The following is a 21,323-nucleotide window of genomic DNA, read 5'->3' as shown; positions in this document are numbered from 1 at the left end:
GACCGCGACCCTCCGGACGCCCGAAGCCCTCTCCGCGGCCGCGCCCGGGCGCCGGTCGCGCGTCCGGCCGGTAGACCGCGATCTCCCCGGACCCCGCCCGCGCGGCGGCGGGCGACGGCGCTGCGATCACGCGCGCGGGGCGGAGCGGGCGGCCGAGCCGCGCCTCGATGGCGCGGGGCGCGGGGCCGCCCCAGGCCGGCGCCAGCGCAGGGGCCGGACGGACTCCGCCCGGAACCTGACGAGGCGCGGGCCGCGCAGGCGCAGGCGCGGTGCGATCGAAGTAGTGCCGCGTGTACCGCGGGCCGTAGGCGACGCTGTAGACGGGCACCGAGACGAAGCGGGCGCTCGGCACGAACGTCCACCAGGAGTCATAGAATGGATAGGACGTCACATACACGGACAGTCCGGGGGCGAGCGGCGCCCACCCGACGACGTCGCCGGACCAGCGCCAGGACACCCACGCCGGCGCCCACTGGTAACCCGGGACCCAGACCCAGCCGTAGAAGCCGTCGTAGGCCCAGCGTCCGTAGTGATACGCGGCCCAGCCCCACGGCTCGTCCGACACCCAGAACCAGCCCTCGTTCGTCCACTCCCAGCGGCCGTTGTAGTACGGGCGCCAGCCGTCACTCACGTTGGGCCGCCACACGCGCCCGTACGCGCCGGCGGAGACCCACTCACCGTACGCGCCGAGGGGAGCGTAGAAGGTGTCGAACGTGACGCCGCCCGAGACGCCCACGTCCACGGAGACGTCGTAGTCGGGCGAGCGCTCGTCAGCCCACCCGTCCCCGGAGTCCCCCCAGTCGCCGTCCTGCGCGTGCGTCGAGAACGGCGCGAGCGAGGTCGCGATGAGCGCGGCGATGAGCATGTGGCGAAGCATGGGCTTTCTCCTCGAGAGGTCCGGCGCCGGAGCGGGCGCGGCTCAGGCGCTGGCCGGCTCCTCATCCGGATGACCTAGCAATCGAGATGCCGTGTAAATTCCGCGGGATTCCCGGACGCTTGGCGACTCGGCCCCGGCGCACCGCGGCACACTGTGCGCCGTCGTCACCCGCCCCGGGCCCCGGCGGCGACCCTCGAGCGTTCACCCTGCCGGCCGCGGCCTGCGCGCAGACGTCCCGGAGACGCAGACGCCCCGGCCAAGGCGGCCAGGGCGTCGAGGGTCGGCGGCGAGGAGGAGTCGCCCTAGGCGAGCTTCTTCTCCTTCTCGAACGAGAGGAGCGGCGGCTCCTTGTTCAGGATGACGCCGTCCGTGATCTTGCACTCCTTCACGCCCTCCCGGTACGGCACGTCGTACATGATGTCGAGCATCGCCTGCTCGAGGATGGCGCGGAGCCCACGCGCCCCGGACTTCCGCCGCATCGCCTCTCGGGCGGTGGCGCGCAGCGACTCCTTCGTGAAGGAGAGCTTCACCTTCTCGAGCTCGAAGAGCTTCACGTACTGCTTCGTGAGCGCGTTCTTCGGCTGCGTGAGGATGGTGACGAGGTCCTCCTCGGAGAGATCGGCGAGCGTCGCGATGATGGGCAGGCGCCCGACGAACTCCGGGATCATCCCGAACTTCACGAGGTCGGACGGCTCGACGCGCGCGAGGAGCTCGCCGAGGCTGGCCTCCTCCTTGCGCTCGATCTTGGCGCCGAACCCCAGCCCCTTCACGCCGGCGCGACGCCGGATCACCTGCTCGAGCCCGCAGAAGGCGCCGCCGACGATGAAGAGGATGTTCGAGGTGTCGACCTGGATGTACTCCTGCTGGTTGTACTTCTTGCCGCCGCGCGGGGTGACGTTCGCGCGCGTGCCCTCGATGATCTTGAGGAGCGCCTGCTGCACGCCCTCGCCGCCGACGTCGCGGGTCGGAGATGGCGAGTCGCCCTTGCGGGCGATCTTGTCGATCTCGTCGACGTAGACGATGCCGCGCGCCGCCTTCTCCACGTCGTAGTCCGCCGCGTGGAGCAGGTTCTGGATGATGTTCTCGACGTCCTCGCCGACGTAGCCGGCCTCGGTGAGGCTCGTCGCGTCGGCGATCGTGAACGGAACGTTGAGGAAGCGGGCGAGCGACTGAGCGAGCAGCGTCTTGCCCGATCCCGTCGGCCCGATGAGGAGGATGTTCGACTTCTGGAGCTCGACGTCGTCCCCGCCCGGCCGCGACTGGCCGGGGCGCTGCGGCCGCGACGGCTTCCTCGAGTAGACGCGCTTGTAGTGGTTGTAGACGGCGACGGAGAGGACCTTCTTCGCCTTGTCCTGACCGACCACGTAGTCGTCGAGGAAGCTCTTGATCTCGGCGGGCGTGGGCAGCGAGACGGCGGGGCGACCCTCGTCGCGCTCCGCCTCCTCCGCGATGATGTCGTTGCAGAGGCGGATGCACTCGTCGCAGATGTAGACCGTCGGCCCCGCGATGAGCTTGCGGACCTCCCGTTGCCCCTTCCCGCAGAACGAGCACGACAGGTTGCCGTGATGGTCTTTCCGGCTCACGCGATCCCTCGGTTCCACGATGTTACCACCAACCTGTCGACCCCCGGAATTTGGGGCACGGTTCGAATATAGCCAGGTGCCGTCCGCACCGCCCCACCAACTCCTTCGGGGCGTAACGGATCACCGACGGAGCAGCGACTCGATCTCCCCGGCGAGGGCGCTCGCGCGCTCCGCGACCGGGCGGGGCACGGCCGCCTCCTCGCGGCACGCCTCCGCGAGCCGCCGCGCCTGCGCAGCGAGCCGCTCGAGGCGGTCCTCCTTGGGAGCGGGCGCCGGCGGAGCGGGCGGTCCGAACCGCTCGGCGAGCTTGCGGTTCATCACCGCGGGCGTCGGCGGGCGCTCCACGAGCACCTCGTCGCGGAGCTCGCGCCAGCCCGAGTCCGACAGCCGCCCCGCCGCCTCGGCGCGGGAGAGCACCTCGATCACCTCGAACGGCGGCGCGCGCCCGTCGCCCCGCTGCTTCGCGAGCTCGGGCTCGTGCCGCTCGAGGAACCCGTAGCTCGCGGTGAGCTTCTCCGCGGTCGCGCTCCGGATGAACAGCTCCTTCGAGCAGTACCGCTCGAAGCTCGGGAAGCCCCACTCGCGCCAGTGCTCCTTGCGCTTCACCTCCACGAGCAGCCGGGCGAGCCCGACCCACGCAGTCTTGAAGCGGCGCGCACCCTCGAGGACCTCTCGCCGGAAGGAGCCTTCCGGCAGGTCCTCCGCGCGGGAGGCGAGCTTCTCGGCGGTGGCCGTCATCGACCGATCCGGAACGCGAGGGAGACCGTCGGGCGCTGCCCCGGGAACGTCTCGAAGCGCCACCCGCCGAGCGCCTTCACGAGACAGTCCTTGAGCGCTCCGGCGCGGAAGCGCGGCTCGTCGATCCAGAGCGCCGCGACCCGCCCGTCGTTGCCGATCGCGAACTCGATCGGCACGTCGCCGTGGAAGTCGGGGGACCGAGTCGCCTCGTCGCGGAAGCACGGCACGAGCGTCCGCTGCTCGCGCGAGACGACCGTCTGGATCTTCCGCTCGTCGAACTGCGCCGCGACGAGCTCGCCGCCGTCGACGGCGCCGCCGGAAGCGCGCCGCGAGGCCGCCGCCAGGCCGCCGCCCTTCTCGGGCGAGGGCGCGGGCGGCCGCGCGCGGCCCGTCCCGCTCGCGGCGGGCGGCGCGTCCATGGGCACCTCCACCATCTCTTCCGCCTCGGGCGCGCGGTGGCCCACGCCGACCCGCGCCGCCGAGGCGATGGAGATCCCGGCCCCGAAGTCCTCGAGCAGCGCGCTCGTCTCCGGCGGGCGCCGCGCGAGCAGGAACCCGACGACCGCGGCGCCGCCCACGAGGAGCGCGATCGCGACGGCCCAGCCGAGCGCGCGCCGGCGACCTCGGCGAGCGGCGAGCTGCCGTGCTCCGGTGACCTCGCGCTCCACCCGCTGCGCCGCCGCCGCGCGCTTCGCGTGCAGGATGAAGAGGGGGACGTCGCCCACGGGACGCCAGCTGCCGTCGCCCGGGGAGACCGGGGTCGAGGGATCGAGCTCGCCGCGGTAGAGCATCGCGGCGAGGCCGCGGGAGTCGACCGGGCCGAACACCTGGCCGCCCTTGCGGAACAGCCACTCGCCGCCCTCGAGGCGGGAGTCGTCGAGGAGGAGCGTCTCGTCTGTGCCGGGCGCCATCGGGGTGCGGGACTCGGAAGAGGAGGTGGGAGGGGAGCGCACGCCGGAGGTGACGCAGGCGCGGCGGGCGTGGTGAACTTAGCACGAGGTGGAAAGACGCTTCTACGCTCTGCGCGTCGCCTACGAAGGCGGGCGGTTCCGCGGGTTTCAGCGGCAGCCTGGGTTGCCGACGGTGCAGGACGCGCTCGAGGGGGCGCTCCTCGCCGCGGGCGTCCGGGCGACCCTCGCCGTGGCGGCCCGAACAGACGCCGGGGTGCACGCGCTCGATCAGGTGGTGAGCTTCTCGGTGCGCGCGGCGCTCGATCCCGAAGCGCTCCGCCGCGCGCTGAACGCCGCCTTGCCCGAGGGAATCCTGGTGCGCGAGGCGCTGCGGGTCGGGCCGTCCTTCCACGCGCGGAACAGCGCCCGCGGCCGCCGCTACGTCTACCTCGTCGGCGCACCGCCGCCGGAGCCGCTCGCGGGGTACGCGTGGGCGCTGCCGGACGCGCGCGCGTTCCCGGAGCTCGCCGAGGCGCGGCTCGACGTGGAGCGGATGCGGAGCGCGCTCTCGCACGCGGTGGGGACTCACGACTTCACCGGCTTCGCACGCCCCGGAGAGCAGCGGGGCACGGTGCGCACCGTCACCCGGGCCGAGGTCGTCACCGCGAGCTGGGCGCCGCTCCACGCCCTCGTCTTCGAGGGGCACGGCTTCCTGCGCGCGATGATCCGCAACCTCGCAGGCACCGCCGTGACGGTGGGGCTCGGGCTCGCGCCGCCGACGGTGGTCCGCGACCTCCTGCTCGCGCGCGGGCGGTACCGCGGCGTGCGCGCGCCCGGCTGGGGGCTCACGCTCGCCGCGGTCGTCTATCCGGACGGTTCGCTGCGCGGGCCGCCTGGTACAGCTCCATGAAGACGCCGAACACCGGCGCCCGGGCGCCGAGGGCGACGCGCACCCGGCCGCCCGGAAGGCGCGGCGGCTCGGGCGGGGTCGGGCGTCCGTCCTTCCGACCGGACGTCTCGGCCGTCACATCGTCCCCTGCTCGGGCGGGAGCTGGCCGTACTTGGCAAGGAGGTCGGCAACCGCCTCGCGCAGGTAGTCGGACTGACGGACCCGCGTGCGGCGGGCGAGGTTGCGGAGCTCGGCGGCGAACTGCGGGGGCAGCCGGACCAGCATCGGCTCGAGGCGGGCGGACGCGTTCGGGTCCTGGGCGGCGACGTCGGTCAGCTCGGCGGGCGTAGGCATGTGTAGGCTCCTTGCGACAGCGGCTTACGTTTGCCTACACGCTACCACTCGATAGCCACCTCGCAAGAAAGCGCACGATCGACAGTTTTCTTGACAGGGGCGCCCCCGACGAGGGCCCCCTGCTTGCGGCCCTACCCCGTCACCACGGGCAAGGCGACGCCGGCGAGCGCGTTCATCCGGCCGGATCGGAACGGCTCGAGGTCGAGCACCGCCAGCTTGAACCCTGCCGCCTTCACGGCCTCGGCGATCTCGGCGCGCCGCTCGAACCCGCGGGAGATCTCGCCCTCGGCGAGCTCCACCCGGCCGATGTCCCCGTGGTGGCGGACGCGCAGGTCCCGGAAGCCGAGGGCGCGGATCCCGGCCTCGGCGCGCTCCACCTGGCCGAGCCGCTCGGGCGTGACCGGCGTTCCGTACGGGATGCGCGACGCGAGGCACGCCATCTGCGGCTTCGACCACGTCGGGAGGCCGTACGCCTCGCTCCAGGCGCGCACCTCGTCCTTCGTGAGGCTCGCCTCGGCGAGCGGCGAGCGAACGCGCCGCTCCTCTGCGGCGCGGTGCCCGGGCCTGTGGTCGCCCAGATCGTCGGCGTTGAAGCCGTCGAGCACGACCCCGAGCCCCTCGACCCGGGCCGTCTCCTCGCAGATCCGGAAGAGCTCGCGCTTGCAGTAGTAGCAGCGGTCCACGGGGTTCGAGAGGTAGCCCGGGTCGTCCTGCTCGTGGCTGTCTCGCTCGAGGTGGCGCACGCCGATCCGGGCGGCGAGCGCGCGCGCCTCCTCGCGCTCGGCCTGGGGCACCGACGGCGAGTGCGCGGTGAGCGCGACGGCGCGATCGCCGAGCACCTCGCGCGCGACCGCGACGACGAAGGTGGAGTCGACGCCGCCCGAGAAGGCCACGAGCACGCTGCCGCATCCGCGGAGCGCCTCCTTCAGCCGCGCGAGCTTCGGCGCGGAGGCACGGCGGAGATCAGCGAGGGCATTCGGCGACATGGCGCGGGACTAATACCCGCTCCCGCCCCCGCGCGCAAAGCCGCGCGACGGGATCCGGCGTGCGTCGCAGCCGCTCAGCGGCGGCGCTTGGCGGTCTTCGTCGACCGGCCCGCGAGCTTCTTCGGCGCCTGCCGGGCCGCCGCCTTCGCGACGAGCTTCCGCCGGGCGCCACCGCGGACGGCGCGGTCCGGCTTGCCGCGCCGCGGCCTCAGCCCGCCCGTGATCCGGCCGAACTCCGCCGGGCCCACGAGCCGCTGATCCACGAGCGCCTGGAACACGCGCGTCCCCGCCTCCTCGACGGAGAGCTGATCCGTGTGGACCGTCACGTCCGCGTGGGTGGGCGGCTCGTACGGAACGTCCACGCCGGGGACCTGCTTCAGCTCGCCCGCGAGCGCCCGGCGGTAGATGCCCTGCGGATCGCGCTGCTGGAGCTTCTCCATCGAGCAATCCACGAACACCTCGAGGAACCGGCGCGCCTCCTTGCGCAGGACGTCGCGCGCATCCCGGTAAGGCGAGAGCGCCGCGCAGACGGCGATCCCTCCGGAGCGGGCCACCGCCTTCGCGACGAGCCCGAGACGCGCCACGGCCTTCGCGTGGTCCTCCTTGCTGGCGCCGAGCCCCTCGAGCAGCATGGCGGCGTCGCCGTGCTCGTCGAGCAGCTCCACCGCCCGCCCCGACGCAGCGAGCCGCTTGGTGAGGTGAGCGGCGAGCGTGCTCTTGCCGGCGCGGTTCATCCCCGTCAGCCAGATGACGAAGCCGGTGGTGTGCGTCTCCATGGATCCTCCAGCGTCTCAGCTCGGTCGGCCGTCGCCCGTGTGCGCCGGGGGCCGATCCGTTCGAGCGCGGTCTCGCGAGTATACCCTGTCGGATCCGGTCCCGCCAAACGGGTATTTCCGCCCCGCCCAATGGCTTTCCCTCGTGTATCCAGGGCGTTGCGCAATCGCTCCCCCGGATGGGCGTTGTCGGAGGGTCAATTCTATCGCGCGCAGGGCGGTTCACCTGCCGAGAAATCCGCGCCGCCTCGCTGCCGCCTCCGGACCTCGCAGGGCGCCGGTGAGCCGCGCTGGCGGGCGGCGCCGCGCGATCAGGACGCGCTTGCGGCCGGGGCGCCACCGCAGGCACAGCCTGCGAGGCGGCTCGTCGGCCGCGCCGTCGCGACGCCGCGCACGAGGTCGATGCGTCGCCCCGGGATGGACCCGGGGTTCGAGATCATGAGGACGAGCTCCTCCGCAGCGAGCGCCGAGAGCGCCGCGATCCCGGGCTGCGCCGGGCGCCCGACGCCGGTCGTCGAGCGGGCGCACGCGTAGCAGGGGGCGCCGGGCGGCACCACGACGAGCGCGCCGCCCTCCGCGTCCGGCTCGACCACCACGTGGGGGATCCCCGCGCGTCGGGCCGCCTCGGCCGAGGCGAGCGCCTGCGGCGCGGAGGACGCGAACACGAGCGTCGCGCTCGGCACTCCGCCCGTCGGGTACGGCTCGATCGAGACGAAGCGGGAGAGGGGCGCGAGCACCGCGCGCGCCGCCTCGACGCGCGGCGTGCCGACCGCGGACGGGGCGAAGAGCCAGCCGGTGACGTCGCCCGGCGAGACGTCCTCGGGATCCTCGATCCAGAGCCGTCCCACCCCCGCCTGCACGAGATAGACGAGCCCGGCGGACGCGACCGCGTCCGCGCCGACGACGCGTACGCGGGCGCGACCGAGCCGCTCCTGCGCCGCCTCGCCGAACCCCGGGACGAGGAGCTGCCGCGCGTACCGCTCCAGCCGTTCGTCGTTCACGCTTCGTCTCCCGTGATCGCCGGCGGGAACCGGCGGTCCTACGGCCACTCGGGCGCGGCGCCGGCGCCCTTCTCCAGGATCACGCGAAACGCGCCCGGCGCCCCGGCGAGCGGCTCCACCGCGACGACGCGGTGGCCGTCCTCGGCAGCGCTCCTCGGCAGGTTCTCCACCGGCTCGCCTGCCGCGAGCCAGATCTCGAGCCGCTCGCCGGCGGCGAGCCGCTCGAGGGCGATCCTCGCCTTCACGTACGTCATGGGACAGGCGTAGGCGCGCACGTCCACGCGCGGCGGGGCGCTCGCGCTCACGCCGCGCCCTCGTCGCGGGTGGGCGCGGCGCAGGCCGGAGGCGCGGTCGCCTCGAGCGGCTGCGTCCCGGCGCACGCGGCGCAGCCGGCGCGCTTGCGGACGAGCACGAGCCGACCGCGCGCGGAGCGAGCCTCGTACGTGTACAGCCTCCCCTCGTAGGCGCCGCGCTCGCCGGCGAGGAGCCGGAGCGCCTCCGCGCCCATGAGCGCGCCCGCGAACCCGGCGGTCGCGCCGAGCACGCCCGCCTCGGCGCAGGACGGCACCGACCCCGCTGGCGGCGGCGCCTCGAACAGGCAGCGCAGGCAGCCGCCGATGCCCGCGGGCGAGACGGTGAGGAGCTGGGCGGTGGTCCGGAGGATCCCTCCGTGGACGAGCGGCTTCCGCGCGCGCAGCGCCGCGTCGTTCGCGAGGAACTTCGTCGCGAAGTTGTCGGAGCCGTCCACGACGACGTCGGCGGCCTCGACGAGCGCGAGGGCGTTCCCGACGTCGAACCGGAGGTCGCGCGCATCGACCGCCACGGAGGGGAAGAGCGCGCGCAGCCGCGCCGCGGCGGCAGGGGCCTTCCGCTGCCCGATGTCCCCTTCCTTGAAGAGCGGCTGCCGGTTCAGGTTGGAGGTCTCGACGGCGTCGTCCTCGACGAGGACGAGCGACCCGACCCCGGCGGCGGCGAGCGTGAGGAGCGCCGGGCCGCCGAGGCCGCCCGCTCCGATCACCAGCGCGGTCTTGCCGGAGAGGCTCATGATCGACCGCGTATATCCCGCGCCCGACGGGGCGGCAACCCTCGCGCCTACCTCGTAACGCTACACCACGAGCCCGCGGCCCGACTGCGCCGCGCGCCAGAGCGACGGCAGCGTCGCGATCGCGTCGAGCCGCCCCAGGACGTCGTCCGGGACGAGCCCGGCGAGCCGGACCGCGGTGTCGCACGCGACGACCCGCAGCCCGAGCTCGCGCCGCGCCTCCTCGAGGCTCTCCGTGAGGCTCGCGACGCGCGCGGGGCCGGCCTCGGGAGGAGCGCCCTCGTCGAAGCGGCCTTCGATCCAGAGCCGCAGCGGCTCGAAGAACAGCGCCACCGTCACGGCGTCGCCGAGGGCGGCCGCGGTCAAAGCCAGCGTCGTCGCCTGGTAGCGGTCCTGCCAGGTCCCGCGGTGCACGAACAGCACGAGCGACTCGCTCGCGGAGCTCCCGGACATGCGCGCATCGTACCCCCCGAGGGGAGAACCCGCCAGCCCGCCCCCGCCGAGCGCCTGGCGGCGGAATCATTCGCTGCGCGCGCTCTCCGGAGGCTTGCCGGGACGCCGCCCCCCTGAAACCTTTCCGGGGGACCCCACACCCCGAGGAACGCTCCGTGAAGAAGCCACGCTCCATCGCCCCCGCTTCGGGGAAGCTCGCGATCCTCCTCCCCGGGCTCGGCGCCGTCGGCACCACCCTCATCGCCGGCGTCGAGGCGGTGCGTCGAGGCCTCGCGAAGCCGATCGGCTCGCTCACGCAGATGGGCACCATCCGGCTCGGCAAGCGGACGGAGCGCCGGACGCCGCTCATCAAGGAGCTCGTGCCGCTCGCGCCGCTCGACCAGGTCTGCTTCGGCGCGTGGGACGTGTTCCCCGACGACGCGTACGAGTCCGCCTGCCACGCCCGCGTGCTCGAGCCGTCGCTCCTCGAGAAGCTGAAGGAGCCGCTCTCGGCGGTGAAGCCGATGACGGCGGTGTTCTCGCCCGACTACGTGAAGCGGCTCGACGGCCCGAACGTCAAGCGCGGCGCGAACAAGCTCGAGCTGGGGGAGCAGCTCCGGGAGGACATCCGCCGGTTCATGCGCGAGCACGACTGCGCGCGGGCGGTGATGGTGTGGTGCGCGTCGACGGAGGTTTATCTCCAGCCGTCGGCGGTCCACGGCCAGCTCGACGCGTTCGAGGCGGCCATGGCGGCCAACGACCCCGCCATCGCGCCGTCGATGGTCTACGCGTGGGCCGCGCTGAAGGAGGGGATCCCGTTCGCGAACGGCGCGCCGAACCTGACCGTCGACATCCCCGCCCTGCAGCAGCTCGCGAAGAAGCAGGGCGTCCCCATCGCCGGCAAGGACTTCAAGACCGGCCAGACGCTCATGAAGACGGTGCTCGCGCCCATGCTGAAGGCGCGTATGCTCGGGCTCGAGGGCTGGTTCTCGACGAACATCCTCGGCAACCGCGACGGCGAGGTGCTCGACGACCCGGGCAGCTTCAAGACGAAGGAGGTCTCGAAGCTCTCGGTGCTCGACCACATCCTCCAGCCCGAGCTGTACCCCGACCTCTACGGCAAGTTCGACCACAAGGTGCAGATCCACTACTACCGGCCGCGCGGCGACAACAAGGAGGGCTGGGACAACATCGACATCGTCGGCTGGCTCGGTTACCCGATGCAGATCAAGGTGAACTTCCTCTGCCGGGACTCGATCCTCGCCGCGCCGGTGGCGCTCGACATCGCCCTCTTCATCGACCTCGCCCAGCGCGCGGGGATGAGCGGGATCCAGGAGTGGATGTCGTTCTACTTCAAGAGCCCGATGGTCGCGGAGGGGCTCTACCCGGAGCACGACCTGTTCATCCAGCTCACGAAGCTCAAGAACACGCTGCGTCACGTGGCCGGCGAGGAGCTCATCACCCACCTCGGACTCGACTACTACGAGCCGTAGGTTAGACAGAGACCCCACAGAGGAGGTCGTCGATGGCTTACGTGGTTGCCGAGCCCTGCATCAAGTGCAAGTACACCGACTGCGTCGAGGTCTGCCCCGTCGACTGCTTCTACGAGGGGCCGAACTTCCTCGTCATCCATCCGGACGAGTGCATCGACTGCGGCGCGTGTGAGCCCGCCTGTCCCACGAAGGCGATCTTCCCGGAGGAGAGCCTGCCGGCGAAGTGGAAGGACTACACGCAGCTCAACGCCGACCTCGCGAAGACCTGGCCCAACATCTCGGAGAAGAAGGACCCGCTCCCCGACGCGGACCAGTGGAAGGACGTCGAGGAGAAGCGTCAGTACCTCGAGGGCGCCTGAGGCGGAGACCCGTTGGTCTGGATCGCCACTGCGGCGCACGCTGGCTGGCTGCGCCCACGCCATCGCGCGCCTCGTGACGCGACCAGATCAACCGGCCTCCGCCGGCGCCGGCGCGCCTCCGGTGACGGGCACCCGGGCGCTCGGCGAGATCGTCGGAGTTCGTGAACTGCGCTATTGCGCGACGGGCGCCCCTTTGCTAGAAACCCGTCCGCTTCGGAACGCCCAGGTGGTGGAACTGGTAGACACACCATCTTGAGGGGGTGGCGCCGTAAGGCGTGCGAGTTCGAATCTCGCCCTGGGCACTCGCGAACGAGAGAGGGGATCCGGAAAACCGGATCCCCTCTCGGCGTTTTGGGCCTCGCGCAGCGCCGGGAGCCCGGCAGCGACGGGCCGCGACGCGAAGGCCCACAGCACCGGCGCCCGCCTCGCACGAACGCGAAAAGGGGATCCGGAACCCGGATCCCCTCTCCTGCCGCGCTTCGACGCGCGGACTCTGGGCTGCGCCTACTTCCCCTGCGGCGCTGGCGGCGTCGACTCGGGCGCGTTCGGCGGCGGCGAGAGCGGGCTCTGGCCCGGCGCGGCCGGCTGCTGCTGCGCCGGGGCGCTCGCCTCGCGCTGCACGACCGAGTGCGAGCGGGACGCGTTGTACGCGAGGGTGACGGAGGTGATCATGAAGATCCCGGCCGACACGCTCGTGACCTTGCCGAGCAGCGTCTGGGCCCCACGTCCGCCGAAGACGGTCTGCGCGCCGGCTCCGCCGAACGCCGCGCCCATCCCGCCGCCCTTACCGGCCTGGAGCAGGATCACGAGGATGAGGAAGACGCTGACGAGGACGTGCAGGATGGTGACGAGGGTGATCAACGGAGTGCACCTTTCACGATGGCGACGAAGTCCGCCGCCTTGAGGCTCGCGCCGCCGACCAGCGCCCCGTCGACATCGGGCTGCGCCATCAGCTCGGCGGCGTTCTCGGGCTTGACCGAGCCGCCGTACTGTACCCGGATCTGGTCCGCCGCGGAACTCGCGAGCTCGCGGAGGATCTTGCGGATGGCCGCATGGACCTCCTGCGCCTGGGCCGCCGTGGCCGTCTTGCCGGTGCCGATCGCCCACACCGGCTCGTAGGCGAGCGTCAGGGCGGCGATCGTGTCGGCGGAGAGGCCGGCGAGCCCCTGCCGGACCTGGCGATCGACCACCTCGAGCGTCCGCCCGGCCTCCCGCTCCGCGAGCGTCTCGCCGACGCAGACGATGGGCCGGATGCCCGCAGCGAGCAGCGCGCCGACCTTCTTGCGCACCGACTCGTCCGTCTCACCGAAGAGCTGGCGCCGCTCACTGTGGCCGACGATGCCGTGCCGGCAGCCGACCTCGGCGAGCATGGGCGCGGACACCTCGCCGGTGAACGCGCCCTGCTTCTCCCAGTGGACGTTCTGCGCCGCGATCTCGATCCCGGAGCCTCGCGCCGCCTCGACCGCGGCGGCCAGCGCCGTGAACGGAGGCGCGACCGCGACCTCGACCTCGCCGGCGACGTCTCCGAGCGCGGCGCGGAGCTCGCGGACGAGCGCCGTGGTCTCCGCCACGGTCTTGTGCATCTTCCAGTTTCCGCAGACGAACTTCTGGCGGGCCACGGCGCTATCCCTCGAGGACCTGGATGCCGGGGAGGACACGCCCCTCGATGAACTCGAGGCTCGCGCCGCCGCCGGTGGAGACGTGCTTCATCTTGGAGACGAGCCCGGCCTCCTCGACCGCCGCGGCGCTGTCTCCGCCGCCGACGACCGTGACCGCCGGGCTGTCCGCCATCGCCTTCGCCACGCCGAAGGTGCCCTCCGCCCAAGGCCTCCGCTCGAAGAGGCCCATCGGGCCGTTCCAGAACACCGTCCTGGCGCTCAGGATCCGCTGGCGGTACGAGCTGAGCGTCTTCGGGCCGATGTCGAGGCCCATGAGGCCGTCCGGGATCGCGCGGTCGTTCACCACCACGCGCTCGGCGGTCTCCTTCGGCTCCGCCCCGCACACGTGATCGACCGGCAGGAGCAGGTCCACCTTGCGCGCCTGGGCGCGGTCCAGGATCTGCCGCGCGAGCTCGAGCTTGTCCTCCTCGACGAGGCTCTTCCCGACCGGGACGCCCTGAGCCTTGAGGAACGTGTAGGCCATCGCCCCGCCGATGCACACGGCGTCGGCCTTCGCGATGAGGTTCTCGAGCACCTTGATCTTGTCCGAGACCTTGGCGCCGCCGATGAGCGCCACGAACGGCCGCTCCGGATTCCCGAGCGCCTTGCCGAGGTACTCGACCTCCTTCTGGATGAGGAAGCCGGCCGCCTTCTCCTTCACGAACGCGGCCATTCCGGCGGTCGACGCGTGGGCCCGGTGGGCCGTGCCGAACGCGTCGTTCACCCAGACGTCGCAGAGGCTCGCGAGCTCGCGCGCGAAGCCCTCGTCGTTCTTCTCCTCCTCCGGGTGGAAGCGGAGGTTCTCGAGGAGGAGCACCTCTCCCTCCTTGAGATCGCGGACGAGCTTCTTCACCCCGTCGCCGACGCAGTCGTCGGCGAGGATGACGTCCTGCTTGAGGAGCTCGGAGAGCCGCTCGGCGGCGGGCTCGAGCGAGAACTTCTTGCGATCGTCCGGCTTGCCCTTCGGACGCCCGAGGTGCGAGCCGAGGATGACCTTCGCGCGCGCCTTGATGGCGTACTGGAGGGTCGGGAGCGCCGCGCGGATCCGGGCGTCGTCGGTCACCCGCCCCTGCTCGTCGAGCGGGACGTTGAAGTCGACGCGGATGAAGACGCGCTTGCCGGCGAGGTCGAGCGCGTCGATGGTCTTGAGCGCCATGGCGTCCCTCACTTCGTGAGGAACTTCGCCACGTCGACCATGCGGTTGGAGAAGCCCCACTCGTTGTCGTACCAGGCGAAGACCTTCGCGAAGGTCCCGTCGATGACGAACGTGTTCGTCGCGTCGAAGATCGAGGACGCCGGGTTGTGGTTGAAGTCCACCGAGACGAGCGGGCCGTCCGAGTACTGGAGGACGCCCTTCAGGCTCCCCTCCGCCGCCTTCTTGAACGCGGCGTTGATCTCCTCGGCGGTCGCGGGCCGGTCCATCTCGACGGTGAGGTCGACGAGCGACACGTTCGGCGTCGGGACGCGCACCGCCGTGCCGTGGAGCTTGCCCTTCAGCTCGGGGATGACCTCGGCGACGGCCTTCGCGGCCCCGGTGGTCGAGGGGATCATCGACAGCGCCGCGGCGCGGGCGCGCCGCAGGTCCTTGTGCGGCAGGTCGAGGAGGTTCTGGTCGTTCGTGTAGGAGTGGATCGTCGTCATCAGGCCGCGCTTGATGCCGAAGCTCTCCAGCAGGACCTTCGCGACCGGCGTGAGGCAGTTCGTCGTGCAGGACGCGTTCGAGATGATCTTGTGCTTCGCCTTGTCGAGCTTGTCGTGGTTGATGCCGTAGGCGACCGTGATGTCCGGGCCCTTCGCCGGCGCGGAGATGAGCACGCGCGGGGCGCCCGCCTTGAGGTGTCCCTCGGCCTTCTCGCGCTCCGTGAAGAGGCCGGTGCACTCGAGGACGACGTCGACCTTGTTCTTCTGGTGCGGGAGATCGGCCGGCGACTTGATGGCCGTGACCTCGATCTCCTTCCCGTTCACGACGATGCCCTTGTCCGACGCCTTCACGTCGGCGGCGAGCACCCCGTGCACCGAGTCGTACTTCAGGAGGTGGGCGAGGGTCTTCGTGTCCGTGAGGTCGTTGATGGAGACGAACTCGAGGTCCTTCTCACCCCGCTCGATGGCCGCGCGGAGCACGCACCGACCGATGCGACCGAACCCGTTGATTGCGATACGTGCCATGGCGCTGGCCTCCTCCCAAGGGGTTGAAAAGCGGCCGTAACCTACAGATGAGGCTCCGGACCGTCAACGGAAACGGAAGGGGGGCGAGCGGCAGAGATGAAAGAAACGAAACGGCGCCGATCGCTCGACGCCGTCCCGGTCCTGCGCGCTCAACTTCTCGCGGGCCGCGGCGCAAGAGCCGGGCGCTCGCAAACTGGCGGACTAGAGGGCCCGCGGCGCCTCGACCACGCTCTCCTGCGCGGCGGCCGCCTGGGCGGCGGCGGCGGCGTGCTCGCCCTTGAGGTCCTGCGTGACGAGATCGATGAGCTCGGTGGACAGGCTCAGGATCTGGTTCGTCGAATAGCCGTTGCCACGCAGCTCCTTGAAGAGCGACTTCGCGAGGATCTTCGTTCCCTTCACGTCCAGCATGCCTGGCACCATTGCGTTCACTCCCTGCCGGCGATACGAACCGCGCCGTGTCGCGATGGTCCTCTCCGGGAGCAAGGTGCGGGCCATCGCCATCGAGGCTTCACCTTGTCAGGCAATTCGGGTACTTGCACGTGGCGAGGCCCTGCCAGCCCGGCCGCGCCGGTGCGTAATCCCCTTCGCAGGACTGCCTGCGAGCGGGGCACGGCGCGTAGCGCGCTTCGCGGTCAGAGGAACTGATGCGGTACCGGATCTCGAACATCCCACTCTGGCTCGACGAGGACGACTCGCTCCTCTCGCGCCGCGCCGCGGAGCGGCTCGGCCTCTCGGCCGAGCACCTTCGCGGCGCGACGGTCGTCCGCCGCTCGCTCGACGCCCGCCGGAAGGGGCACGCGCGCTGGCTGGTGAACCTCGAGGTCGAGGTCGAGGGCGCGATCCGCGGCGCACCCGCCGACGTCGCGCCGGTCCCCGCACCCGAGACCGCTCCGGGGCCGGTGCGCAGGCCCGCTGCCCCGCCCGTCATCCTCGGCGCCGGACCCGCGGGGCTCTTCTGCGCGTGGGCGCTCCTCGAGCGCGGCGTACCGTCGATCGTGGTCGACCGCGGCAAGCCCGTGAGCCCCCGCCGGCGAGACGTGGCGGCGCTTATGCGCGGCGGCGTGCTCGACCCCGAGTCGAACATGAACTTCGGCGAGGGAGGCGCCGGGGCGTACACCGACGGCAAGCTCGGCACGCGCATCCACCACCCGGCCGTGCGGAAGGTCGTCGAGCTCTTCGCGCGCTTCGGGAACGTCGAGCGCATCGTGGTCGAGGGCAAGCCGCACGTGGGCTCGGACGTGCTGCCGGCGGCGATCTCGGCGATGCGCGAGGAGCTGGAGCGCGGCGGCTGCACCTTCCTGTGGGGGGCGCGCGCGGTCGATCTCGAGCTGCGCGACGGCCGCTTCGCCGGGCTGCGGCTCGCCGACGGGCGCACGCTCGAGTCGGATCGGCTCGTCCTGGCGCCCGGCAACAGCGCCCGCGAGCTGTTCGAGCTCTTCGCCGCGCGCGGCTGGCCCATCGAGGCGAAGCCCTTCGCGGTCGGGTTCCGCGCAGAGCACCCGCAGCCGCTCATCGACCGGATCCAGTACGGAGCGAGCGTGCGGCACCCCAAGCTCCCCCCGGCCGACTACAAGCTCGCGGACAACCCCAGGATCGCGGGTGAGGCGCGCGGCGTGTTCTCCTTCTGCATGTGCCCGGGGGGCGTCGTCGTCCCGACGCCGACCGAGCCCGAGATGCAGTGCACGAACGGCATGTCCAACTCGCACCGCTCGTCGCCCGTCGCGAACGCCGGCATCGTCGTCGCCGTGTCGCCGGCGGACTTCGCAGCCGAGGGCTTCGAGGGACCGCTCGCGGGGCTCGAGTGGCAGCGCAAGTGGGAGCGGGCCGCCTACGTGCTCGGCGGGGGCGCCTACCACGCGCCCGCCCAGCGGCTCGCGGCCTACCTCGCGCGCCGCCCGGGAGCGCCGCCGGGCAACACGTCCTACCGGCCCGGGGTCACGCCCGCCGACCTCTCCGTGCTCTATCCGCCGCAGATCCAGGAGGCGCTCCGCGCCGGGCTCCGCGGGTTCGAGCGGCGGATGCGGGGGTTCGTGACCGACGAGGCGGTGCTCATCGGGATCGAGTCCCGGACGAGCTCGCCCTGCCGGCTCGTGCGCGGCGCGGACCTCCAGTCGCCCGGGATCCGCGGGCTCTACCCCGCCGGCGAGGGCGCGGGCTACGCGGGCGGGATCGTGTCGTCCGCGGTGGACGGGCTGAAGGTCGCGGAGGCGATCTGCGCGGAGCTCGGGGCGGCCGCGTGACGGAGGGACGGATGCGGGAGCGCGGCATGAAGTACCGGGTGCGGAACGCGGACGGGGAGGAGCTCGTCGTCCCCTCGCTCGGCGATCTGCACGACCTCTACGCGCACGGGTTCCTCGCGGAGGACGACCTCGTGCGAGCCGAGACCTCCCCGCGCTGGGTGCGCGCCGGCGCGATGCCCGCGCTGCATGGCGTGCGGGAGCGGCGCGCCGATCCCCGGCGCGTCGGGATGATCGTCGCCGCGGCGATCGCGCTCGCGGCAGGGATCGGGTTCTTGTTCGCGCGCTGATCCGGTCGAGGTCGCAGCCGCGCCGCTGCGAAGCGGCGTTCGCGCCCCGCGGCGAGCGACCACCTCGCGGGAGCCCCGCGGAGTCACGCGCTCCCGGCAAGAAGCCCGCAGCTCGCGTCGGATCAGCCCGCGCGCCCGTAGTCGTCCTGCACGCGCACGACGTCCTCGACCTCGGGGGTCGAGACCTCGAGCACGTCGCAGTCGCTCACGGCCCGCATGCGGTGCACGGTGCCGGGCTTCACGCGGTAGCTGTCGCCGGGCTGCATCCGGTGATCGACGAGCCGGTCTCCGTCCTTGAGCACGAGGACCATCTCGCCGCTCCAGAGGTGGATCGTCTCGTCCTTCTTCACGTGGTACTGCAGCGAGAGCTGGAAGCCCGCCTTCACGTGCAGGAGCTTGCCGACGTAGCGGTCGGTCTGCGCCCACCAGAGCTCGTGGCCCCAGGGCTTGTCGACGCGCTTCGGCCTGTCGAAGGTCGTTGTCATTCGTCTCGGACTCTAGCTAGCGGCTGGCGGTGACGTATCCGGGGACCCCGGTTTCCCGCGCGACGTCCTTGCGGTAGCGCTCCGCGGCCTCGCGGGTCTCGAAGCTCCCCACGCGCACGCGGTACCAGCGTCCCTTCCCCTCCACGTCCGCCGTCTCGACGCGCGGGCGCAGCGAGCGGTAGCGCGCGGCGATGCGGTCGGCCTCCGGGCGCTGCTGCGTCGCGCCGATCTGGATCGTGAAGGCCCCGCCGCCCGAGGGGGCCGGCTTCGCGTCGCGGGCCTGGACCTGCGCCTTCTCCTCGGGAGGCTTCGCCGGAGCCGGGCTCGGCGGGGTCGCGGCCTGTGGCGCCGGAGGGGCTGCGGCCGCGGCCAGGGTCGGGCTCGAGGGCCGAACGGCCGGCGCCGGGCTCGGGCTCGGGGGCGGGCTCGCGCTCGCCGCGGAGGTGATCGCGGCAGGGACCGGTGGGGGCGTCGCAGGCTTCTGCTTCACGAGCCTGTCGTGAAACGTGAGCGACGCATCGTCCACGCCCGGCGATGGGGTGGAGGGAGGGCGATCGAGCGCCTCGAGGTCGCCGGCGCGGGCCGCGTCGGCCTGGCGGCTGGCGACCTGCCGGCCGACGTTCAAGCCGAGGACGAACACGACGCCGAGGATGACGAGCGCGCCCACGACGATCGACGCGATCTGCCGGCCGTCGAGGGAGAGCTCGAACTTCTCGCGGACGCGGGAGTTCTCATCGCGCATGGCGTCCGTGATTCTAGACGTCGTCCGCGATATCGCGAGTTTCCGGACTCTCCATCCGATCCGGGGCGGCGACGCCCAGGACGCCGAGCCCGTTCGCGAGCACCTGCTTCAGTGCGCGGCACAGGAAGAGCCGGCCGGCGGTCTTGCGCGCGTCCGCGGAGATGACCCGCTCGCCGGTGCGCTTTCCCTGGGTGTAGTACGAGTGGAACGCCGCGATCGTCTCCTGGAGGTAGAAGGCGACGCGGTGCGGCTCGTACGCGAGCGCCGCCGCCGCGAGCATGTCCGGGAAGGCGACGACGCGGCGGATGAGATCCTGCTCCTCGGGCGAGGTGAGCGTCCGCACCGCCTCGAGGTCGAACTCGGGCACCGCCACGCCCGACTCGCGCGCCTTCGCGAAGATCTGGGCGAGCCGCGCGTGGCCGTACTGCACGTAGAACACCGGGTTGTCGAGCGTCTGGCGCTTCGCGAGCTCGATGTCGAAGTCGAGCTGGGCGTCGGAGCGGCGGGTGAGGAACATGAAGCGGGTGGCGTCGCGCCCGACCTCGTCCACCACCTCGCGCAGCGAGACCACCGTCCCGGCCCGCTTCGACATCTTCACGGCCTCGCCGCCGCGGGTCAGGTTCACCATCTGGATGAGGATGACGTGCAGGTCCTTGCGCGAGGCGCCGAGCGCCTCGAGCGCGGCCTCGAGCCGCGGCACGTACCCGCCGTGATCGGCGCCGAGGACGTCCACGAGCGTGCCGGCGCGCTGCCGCTTGTCCCAGTGGTACGCGATGTCCGCGCAGAAGTAGGTGGGCGTGCCGTCCGCCTTCTTCACCGGGCGGTCCACCTCGTCGCCGTACTGCGACGAGCGGAAGAGCGTGAGGTCCTCGGCGGCGGAGACGCCCTCGTCCAGGTCGCCGTGGGGCTGCGCGATGGGCGCGGGCGCGCCCTTCTTGGACTTCGGCGGCGGGAGCTTGCCGACGTAGACGAGGTCCTTCTCCTCGAGGAAGCGCAGGAACCTGTCCACCGTGCCGGACTCGTAGAGCGCCTTCTCGGACGACCAGCGGTCGAACTCGATGTTGATCGCGCGGAGGTCCTCGCGGATGAGGCCGAGCACGTGCTCCACGGCGCGATCCCGGAAGAGCGTGAGCCACTCCGACTCGGGCGCGTCGAGGTACCGATCGCCGTGCTCGGCGCGGAGCGCCGCGGCGATGTCCTTCACGTAGTCGCCCGGGTAGCTCTTCGGCGGCATCGTCACCTGCCGCCCGAACAGCTCCTGGTAGCGCAGGTGCACGGAGCGCGCGAGCGTCTGCACCTGCGCGCCGTAGTCGTTCACGTAGTACTCGCGGGTGACGTCGAAGCCCGCCCACCGGAGCAGGCCCTGAACGCCGTCGCCCACCACCGCGCCCCGGCCGTGGCCGACGTGCATCGGACCGGTGGGGTTCGCCGAGACGTACTCGACGATGACCTTCTTGCCGCCGCCGACCTCCGTCCGCCCGTACGCGGTCCCCTCGGAGACGACGCGCCCGAGCGCCCGCAGCCACACGTCGGCCGCGAGGCGGACGTTGATGAACCCGGGTCCGGCGATCTCCAGGCCGGCGATCTCGTGCTGCGCGTCGACGGCGCGGACCTCGGCCGCGATCGCCTGGGCGAGGTCGCGCGGCGGCTTGCCCGCGGGCTTCGCGAGCATCATCGCGGCGTTCACCGCGAAGTCGCCGTGCTTGGGGTCGCGCGGCGCCTCCACCGAGAACGCCGCCTCGAGGGCGGGCCAGCGACCCTCGGCGGCCCCCTTCGCGAGCGCCTGCCGGAACAGCTCGATCACGCGATCTCTCACCATGGCGCGCAGTCTCTACCGGGGCCGCGCGGCGGGCGCAAGCGGGCACTCGCCCGCGAGGCCCCGCTCGCGGTCGGAGCTCGTGAGGGAATCGGGCGTTCACGGGCTCTCAGGCGAACGCGTCGAACGCGCCGCAGCGCCGGCAGCGCCAGGTGCGCCTCGGGGCGTCGGCGGCGCAGCGCGTGCAGCGGGGCGCGCGGCCACGGCGGAGCAGCGCGGCGACGAGGAGATCGTGCCGGGCGGCGAGCTCCCCGGGCGCCGGCGCGTCCGCCTGGCGGAGCAGCTCGCGCATCTCCCAGGTCACCTCGCCGCGCCGATCGCGCTCGAGCGCGCGCCGCAGCGCCGCGAGCGCATCGGCCACGCGGCCGAGCCGGTGCAGGGCGCGCCCGTGCAGCAGGTGCAGCGCCGGGTCCCCCGCGCGCTGCGCGAGGCGCGCCTCGACGAAGGCCGCGGCGGAGGCGGCGTCGGGGACGGCCGCGAGGGCTGGCCAGGCGAGGAGCGCGGCGCGCGGA

24 protein-coding genes, 1 tRNA gene and 1 pseudogene are annotated in these 21,323 nt (G+C 72.5%); 6 read left to right on the top strand and 20 right to left on the bottom strand.

Translation table 11 applies throughout. From position 1 onward, the window contains the following. The 4 genes from MNY62_RS22415 to MNY62_RS22400 form a co-directional block, all read right to left on the bottom strand. On the bottom strand, window positions 1-877 hold an 877-nt coding region (locus MNY62_RS22415; protein WP_332842467.1), incomplete at its 3' end, for a DUF6600 domain-containing protein. A gap of 302 nt (window positions 878-1,179) precedes the next feature. After that, on the bottom strand, window positions 1,180-2,460 hold the full coding sequence (clpX, locus tag MNY62_RS22410) for an ATP-dependent Clp protease ATP-binding subunit ClpX (RefSeq protein ID WP_242346562.1): 1,281 nt from the start codon (window positions 2,458-2,460) through the stop codon (window positions 1,180-1,182). A gap of 120 nt (window positions 2,461-2,580) precedes the next feature. Next, window positions 2,581-3,198: a hypothetical protein gene (locus MNY62_RS22405; RefSeq protein WP_242346561.1), complete on the bottom strand. Its 618-nt coding sequence runs from the start codon at window positions 3,196-3,198 to the stop codon at window positions 2,581-2,583. Further along, on the bottom strand, window positions 3,195-4,109 hold the full coding sequence (locus MNY62_RS22400) for an AgmX/PglI C-terminal domain-containing protein (protein ID WP_242346560.1): 915 nt from the start codon (window positions 4,107-4,109) through the stop codon (window positions 3,195-3,197). Before MNY62_RS22400 ends, MNY62_RS22405 begins: the two co-directional genes overlap by 4 nt. 88 nt (window positions 4,110-4,197) lie before the next feature. Between MNY62_RS22400 and truA the strand changes: the two genes are divergently transcribed. Next, entirely contained in the window at window positions 4,198-4,998 is an 801-nt protein-coding gene (truA, locus tag MNY62_RS22395) for a tRNA pseudouridine(38-40) synthase TruA (RefSeq protein ID WP_242346559.1), read from the top strand. A 114-nt stretch (window positions 4,999-5,112) separates the two neighbouring features. Here the strand turns inward: truA and MNY62_RS22390 are convergent, their stop codons facing one another. The 7 genes from MNY62_RS22390 to MNY62_RS22360 all read right to left on the bottom strand — a co-directional run bounded on the left by MNY62_RS22390 (window position 5,113) and on the right by MNY62_RS22360 (window position 9,586). Next, complete coding sequence (locus MNY62_RS22390) at window positions 5,113-5,331, bottom strand: ribbon-helix-helix domain-containing protein (protein ID WP_242346558.1); 219 nt, start codon at window positions 5,329-5,331, stop codon at window positions 5,113-5,115. A gap of 131 nt (window positions 5,332-5,462) precedes the next feature. After that, on the bottom strand, window positions 5,463-6,317 hold the full coding sequence (gene larE, locus MNY62_RS22385) for an ATP-dependent sacrificial sulfur transferase LarE (RefSeq protein WP_242346557.1): 855 nt from the start codon (window positions 6,315-6,317) through the stop codon (window positions 5,463-5,465). A 74-nt stretch (window positions 6,318-6,391) separates the two neighbouring features. After that, window positions 6,392-7,093 carry an adenylyl-sulfate kinase gene (cysC, locus tag MNY62_RS22380; protein WP_242346556.1) on the bottom strand — a complete coding sequence of 234 codons (702 nt, stop codon included), beginning with the start codon at window positions 7,091-7,093 and terminating at the stop codon, window positions 6,392-6,394. Between the two features lie 308 nt (window positions 7,094-7,401). Beyond that, window positions 7,402-8,091, bottom strand: coding sequence for a HesA/MoeB/ThiF family protein (locus MNY62_RS22375; RefSeq protein WP_242346555.1), 690 nt, complete (start codon window positions 8,089-8,091; stop codon window positions 7,402-7,404). Window positions 8,092-8,129: 38 nt separating this feature from the next. Continuing rightward, window positions 8,130-8,396, bottom strand: coding sequence for a sulfurtransferase TusA family protein (locus MNY62_RS22370; protein WP_242346554.1), 267 nt, complete (start codon window positions 8,394-8,396; stop codon window positions 8,130-8,132). Further along, a complete protein-coding gene (locus MNY62_RS22365) occupies window positions 8,393-9,136 on the bottom strand; it encodes a HesA/MoeB/ThiF family protein (RefSeq protein ID WP_242346553.1) in 744 nt (247 codons plus the stop codon). The genes MNY62_RS22370 and MNY62_RS22365 overlap by 4 nt, the downstream gene beginning before the upstream one ends. A 60-nt stretch (window positions 9,137-9,196) precedes the next feature. Further along, window positions 9,197-9,586 carry a hypothetical protein gene (locus tag MNY62_RS22360; protein WP_242346552.1) on the bottom strand — a complete coding sequence of 130 codons (390 nt, stop codon included), beginning with the start codon at window positions 9,584-9,586 and terminating at the stop codon, window positions 9,197-9,199. Window positions 9,587-9,741: 155 nt separating this feature from the next. Here MNY62_RS22360 and MNY62_RS22355 point away from each other — a divergent pair, with 155 nt between their 5' ends. The 3 genes from MNY62_RS22355 to MNY62_RS22345 all read left to right on the top strand — a co-directional run bounded on the left by MNY62_RS22355 (window position 9,742) and on the right by MNY62_RS22345 (window position 11,719). Then, window positions 9,742-11,058, top strand: coding sequence for an inositol-3-phosphate synthase (locus MNY62_RS22355; protein ID WP_242346551.1), 1,317 nt, complete (start codon window positions 9,742-9,744; stop codon window positions 11,056-11,058). Between the two features lie 32 nt (window positions 11,059-11,090). Continuing rightward, window positions 11,091-11,417: a ferredoxin FdxA gene (gene fdxA, locus MNY62_RS22350; RefSeq protein ID WP_242341014.1), complete on the top strand. Its 327-nt coding sequence runs from the start codon at window positions 11,091-11,093 to the stop codon at window positions 11,415-11,417. A gap of 220 nt (window positions 11,418-11,637) precedes the next feature. Further along, window positions 11,638-11,719 (top strand) — tRNA-Leu (locus tag MNY62_RS22345). Window positions 11,720-11,921: 202 nt separating this feature from the next. On the opposite strand, the gene secG is transcribed toward MNY62_RS22345, so the two are convergent. The 5 genes from secG to MNY62_RS22320 form a co-directional block, all read right to left on the bottom strand. Beyond that, on the bottom strand, window positions 11,922-12,278 hold the full coding sequence (secG, locus tag MNY62_RS22340; protein ID WP_242346550.1) for a preprotein translocase subunit SecG: 357 nt from the start codon (window positions 12,276-12,278) through the stop codon (window positions 11,922-11,924). Beyond that, window positions 12,275-13,036 carry a triose-phosphate isomerase gene (gene tpiA, locus MNY62_RS22335; protein WP_279426776.1) on the bottom strand — a complete coding sequence of 254 codons (762 nt, stop codon included), beginning with the start codon at window positions 13,034-13,036 and terminating at the stop codon, window positions 12,275-12,277. The genes secG and tpiA overlap by 4 nt, the downstream gene beginning before the upstream one ends. Window positions 13,037-13,040: 4 nt before the next feature. After that, entirely contained in the window at window positions 13,041-14,231 is a 1,191-nt protein-coding gene (locus tag MNY62_RS22330; protein WP_242346549.1) for a phosphoglycerate kinase, read from the bottom strand. Between the two features lie 8 nt (window positions 14,232-14,239). Further along, window positions 14,240-15,241 (bottom strand): type I glyceraldehyde-3-phosphate dehydrogenase, encoded by a 1,002-nt coding sequence (gene gap / locus MNY62_RS22325; RefSeq protein ID WP_242346548.1) that lies wholly within the window; start codon window positions 15,239-15,241, stop codon window positions 14,240-14,242. 201 nt (window positions 15,242-15,442) lie between these two features. After that, window positions 15,443-15,649, bottom strand: a complete 207-nt coding sequence (locus tag MNY62_RS22320; RefSeq protein WP_242346547.1) for a hypothetical protein — start codon at window positions 15,647-15,649, stop codon at window positions 15,443-15,445. A 236-nt stretch (window positions 15,650-15,885) separates the two neighbouring features. Here MNY62_RS22320 and MNY62_RS22315 point away from each other — a divergent pair, with 236 nt between their 5' ends. Both MNY62_RS22315 and MNY62_RS22310 read left to right on the top strand, forming a co-directional pair. After that, window positions 15,886-17,481 carry an NAD(P)/FAD-dependent oxidoreductase gene (locus tag MNY62_RS22315; protein WP_242346546.1) on the top strand — a complete coding sequence of 532 codons (1,596 nt, stop codon included), beginning with the start codon at window positions 15,886-15,888 and terminating at the stop codon, window positions 17,479-17,481. A gap of 11 nt (window positions 17,482-17,492) precedes the next feature. Further along, window positions 17,493-17,768, top strand: coding sequence for a hypothetical protein (locus MNY62_RS22310; protein ID WP_242346545.1), 276 nt, complete (start codon window positions 17,493-17,495; stop codon window positions 17,766-17,768). A 122-nt stretch (window positions 17,769-17,890) separates the two neighbouring features. Here MNY62_RS22310 and MNY62_RS22305 read toward each other — a convergent pair whose 3' ends face one another. From MNY62_RS22305 to MNY62_RS22290, 4 genes and pseudogenes are all read right to left on the bottom strand, one after another. Then, a complete protein-coding gene (locus tag MNY62_RS22305) occupies window positions 17,891-18,253 on the bottom strand; it encodes a cupin domain-containing protein (RefSeq protein WP_242346544.1) in 363 nt (120 codons plus the stop codon). 16 nt (window positions 18,254-18,269) lie between these two features. Further along, window positions 18,270-18,995: an SPOR domain-containing protein gene (locus MNY62_RS22300; protein ID WP_242346543.1), complete on the bottom strand. Its 726-nt coding sequence runs from the start codon at window positions 18,993-18,995 to the stop codon at window positions 18,270-18,272. 13 nt (window positions 18,996-19,008) lie between these two features. After that, entirely contained in the window at window positions 19,009-20,814 is a 1,806-nt protein-coding gene (locus MNY62_RS22295; protein WP_242346542.1) for an arginine--tRNA ligase, read from the bottom strand. A gap of 106 nt (window positions 20,815-20,920) precedes the next feature. Next, a pseudogene (locus MNY62_RS22290) lies at window positions 20,921-21,323 on the bottom strand (tetratricopeptide repeat protein); the annotation flags it as partial.

Source organism: Anaeromyxobacter terrae, assembly GCF_022690685.1.
In the GTDB taxonomy this organism is placed as follows: Bacteria; Myxococcota; Myxococcia; order Myxococcales; family Anaeromyxobacteraceae; genus Anaeromyxobacter; species Anaeromyxobacter terrae.
The sequence above is the reverse complement of the archived record's forward strand: the minus strand, read 5'-3'. Positions and strand labels throughout refer to the sequence as shown.

Bases quoted from the DNA above. Each gene is read 5' to 3' on its own strand.
- MNY62_RS22315 (WP_242346546.1), top strand. From the start codon at position 15,886: ATGCGGTACCGGATCTCGAACATCCCACTCTGGCTCGACGAGGACGAC.
- cysC (WP_242346556.1), bottom strand. From the start codon at position 7,093: ATGGAGACGCACACCACCGGCTTCGTCATCTGGCTGACGGGGATGAAC.
- larE (WP_242346557.1), bottom strand. From the start codon at position 6,317: ATGTCGCCGAATGCCCTCGCTGATCTCCGCCGTGCCTCCGCGCCGAAG.
- MNY62_RS22365 (WP_242346553.1), bottom strand. From the start codon at position 9,136: ATGAGCCTCTCCGGCAAGACCGCGCTGGTGATCGGAGCGGGCGGCCTC.
- MNY62_RS22300 (WP_242346543.1), bottom strand. From the start codon at position 18,995: ATGCGCGATGAGAACTCCCGCGTCCGCGAGAAGTTCGAGCTCTCCCTC.
- MNY62_RS22390 (WP_242346558.1), bottom strand. From the start codon at position 5,331: ATGCCTACGCCCGCCGAGCTGACCGACGTCGCCGCCCAGGACCCGAAC.
- MNY62_RS22405 (WP_242346561.1), bottom strand. From the start codon at position 3,198: ATGACGGCCACCGCCGAGAAGCTCGCCTCCCGCGCGGAGGACCTGCCG.
- MNY62_RS22360 (WP_242346552.1), bottom strand. From the start codon at position 9,586: ATGTCCGGGAGCTCCGCGAGCGAGTCGCTCGTGCTGTTCGTGCACCGC.
- MNY62_RS22305 (WP_242346544.1), bottom strand. From the start codon at position 18,253: ATGACAACGACCTTCGACAGGCCGAAGCGCGTCGACAAGCCCTGGGGC.
- MNY62_RS22330 (WP_242346549.1), bottom strand. From the start codon at position 14,231: ATGGCGCTCAAGACCATCGACGCGCTCGACCTCGCCGGCAAGCGCGTC.
- MNY62_RS22310 (WP_242346545.1), top strand. From the start codon at position 17,493: ATGCGGGAGCGCGGCATGAAGTACCGGGTGCGGAACGCGGACGGGGAG.
- MNY62_RS22295 (WP_242346542.1), bottom strand. From the start codon at position 20,814: ATGGTGAGAGATCGCGTGATCGAGCTGTTCCGGCAGGCGCTCGCGAAG.
- MNY62_RS22400 (WP_242346560.1), bottom strand. From the start codon at position 4,109: ATGGCGCCCGGCACAGACGAGACGCTCCTCCTCGACGACTCCCGCCTC.
- MNY62_RS22320 (WP_242346547.1), bottom strand. From the start codon at position 15,649: ATGCTGGACGTGAAGGGAACGAAGATCCTCGCGAAGTCGCTCTTCAAG.
- gap (WP_242346548.1), bottom strand. From the start codon at position 15,241: ATGGCACGTATCGCAATCAACGGGTTCGGTCGCATCGGTCGGTGCGTG.
- fdxA (WP_242341014.1), top strand. From the start codon at position 11,091: ATGGCTTACGTGGTTGCCGAGCCCTGCATCAAGTGCAAGTACACCGAC.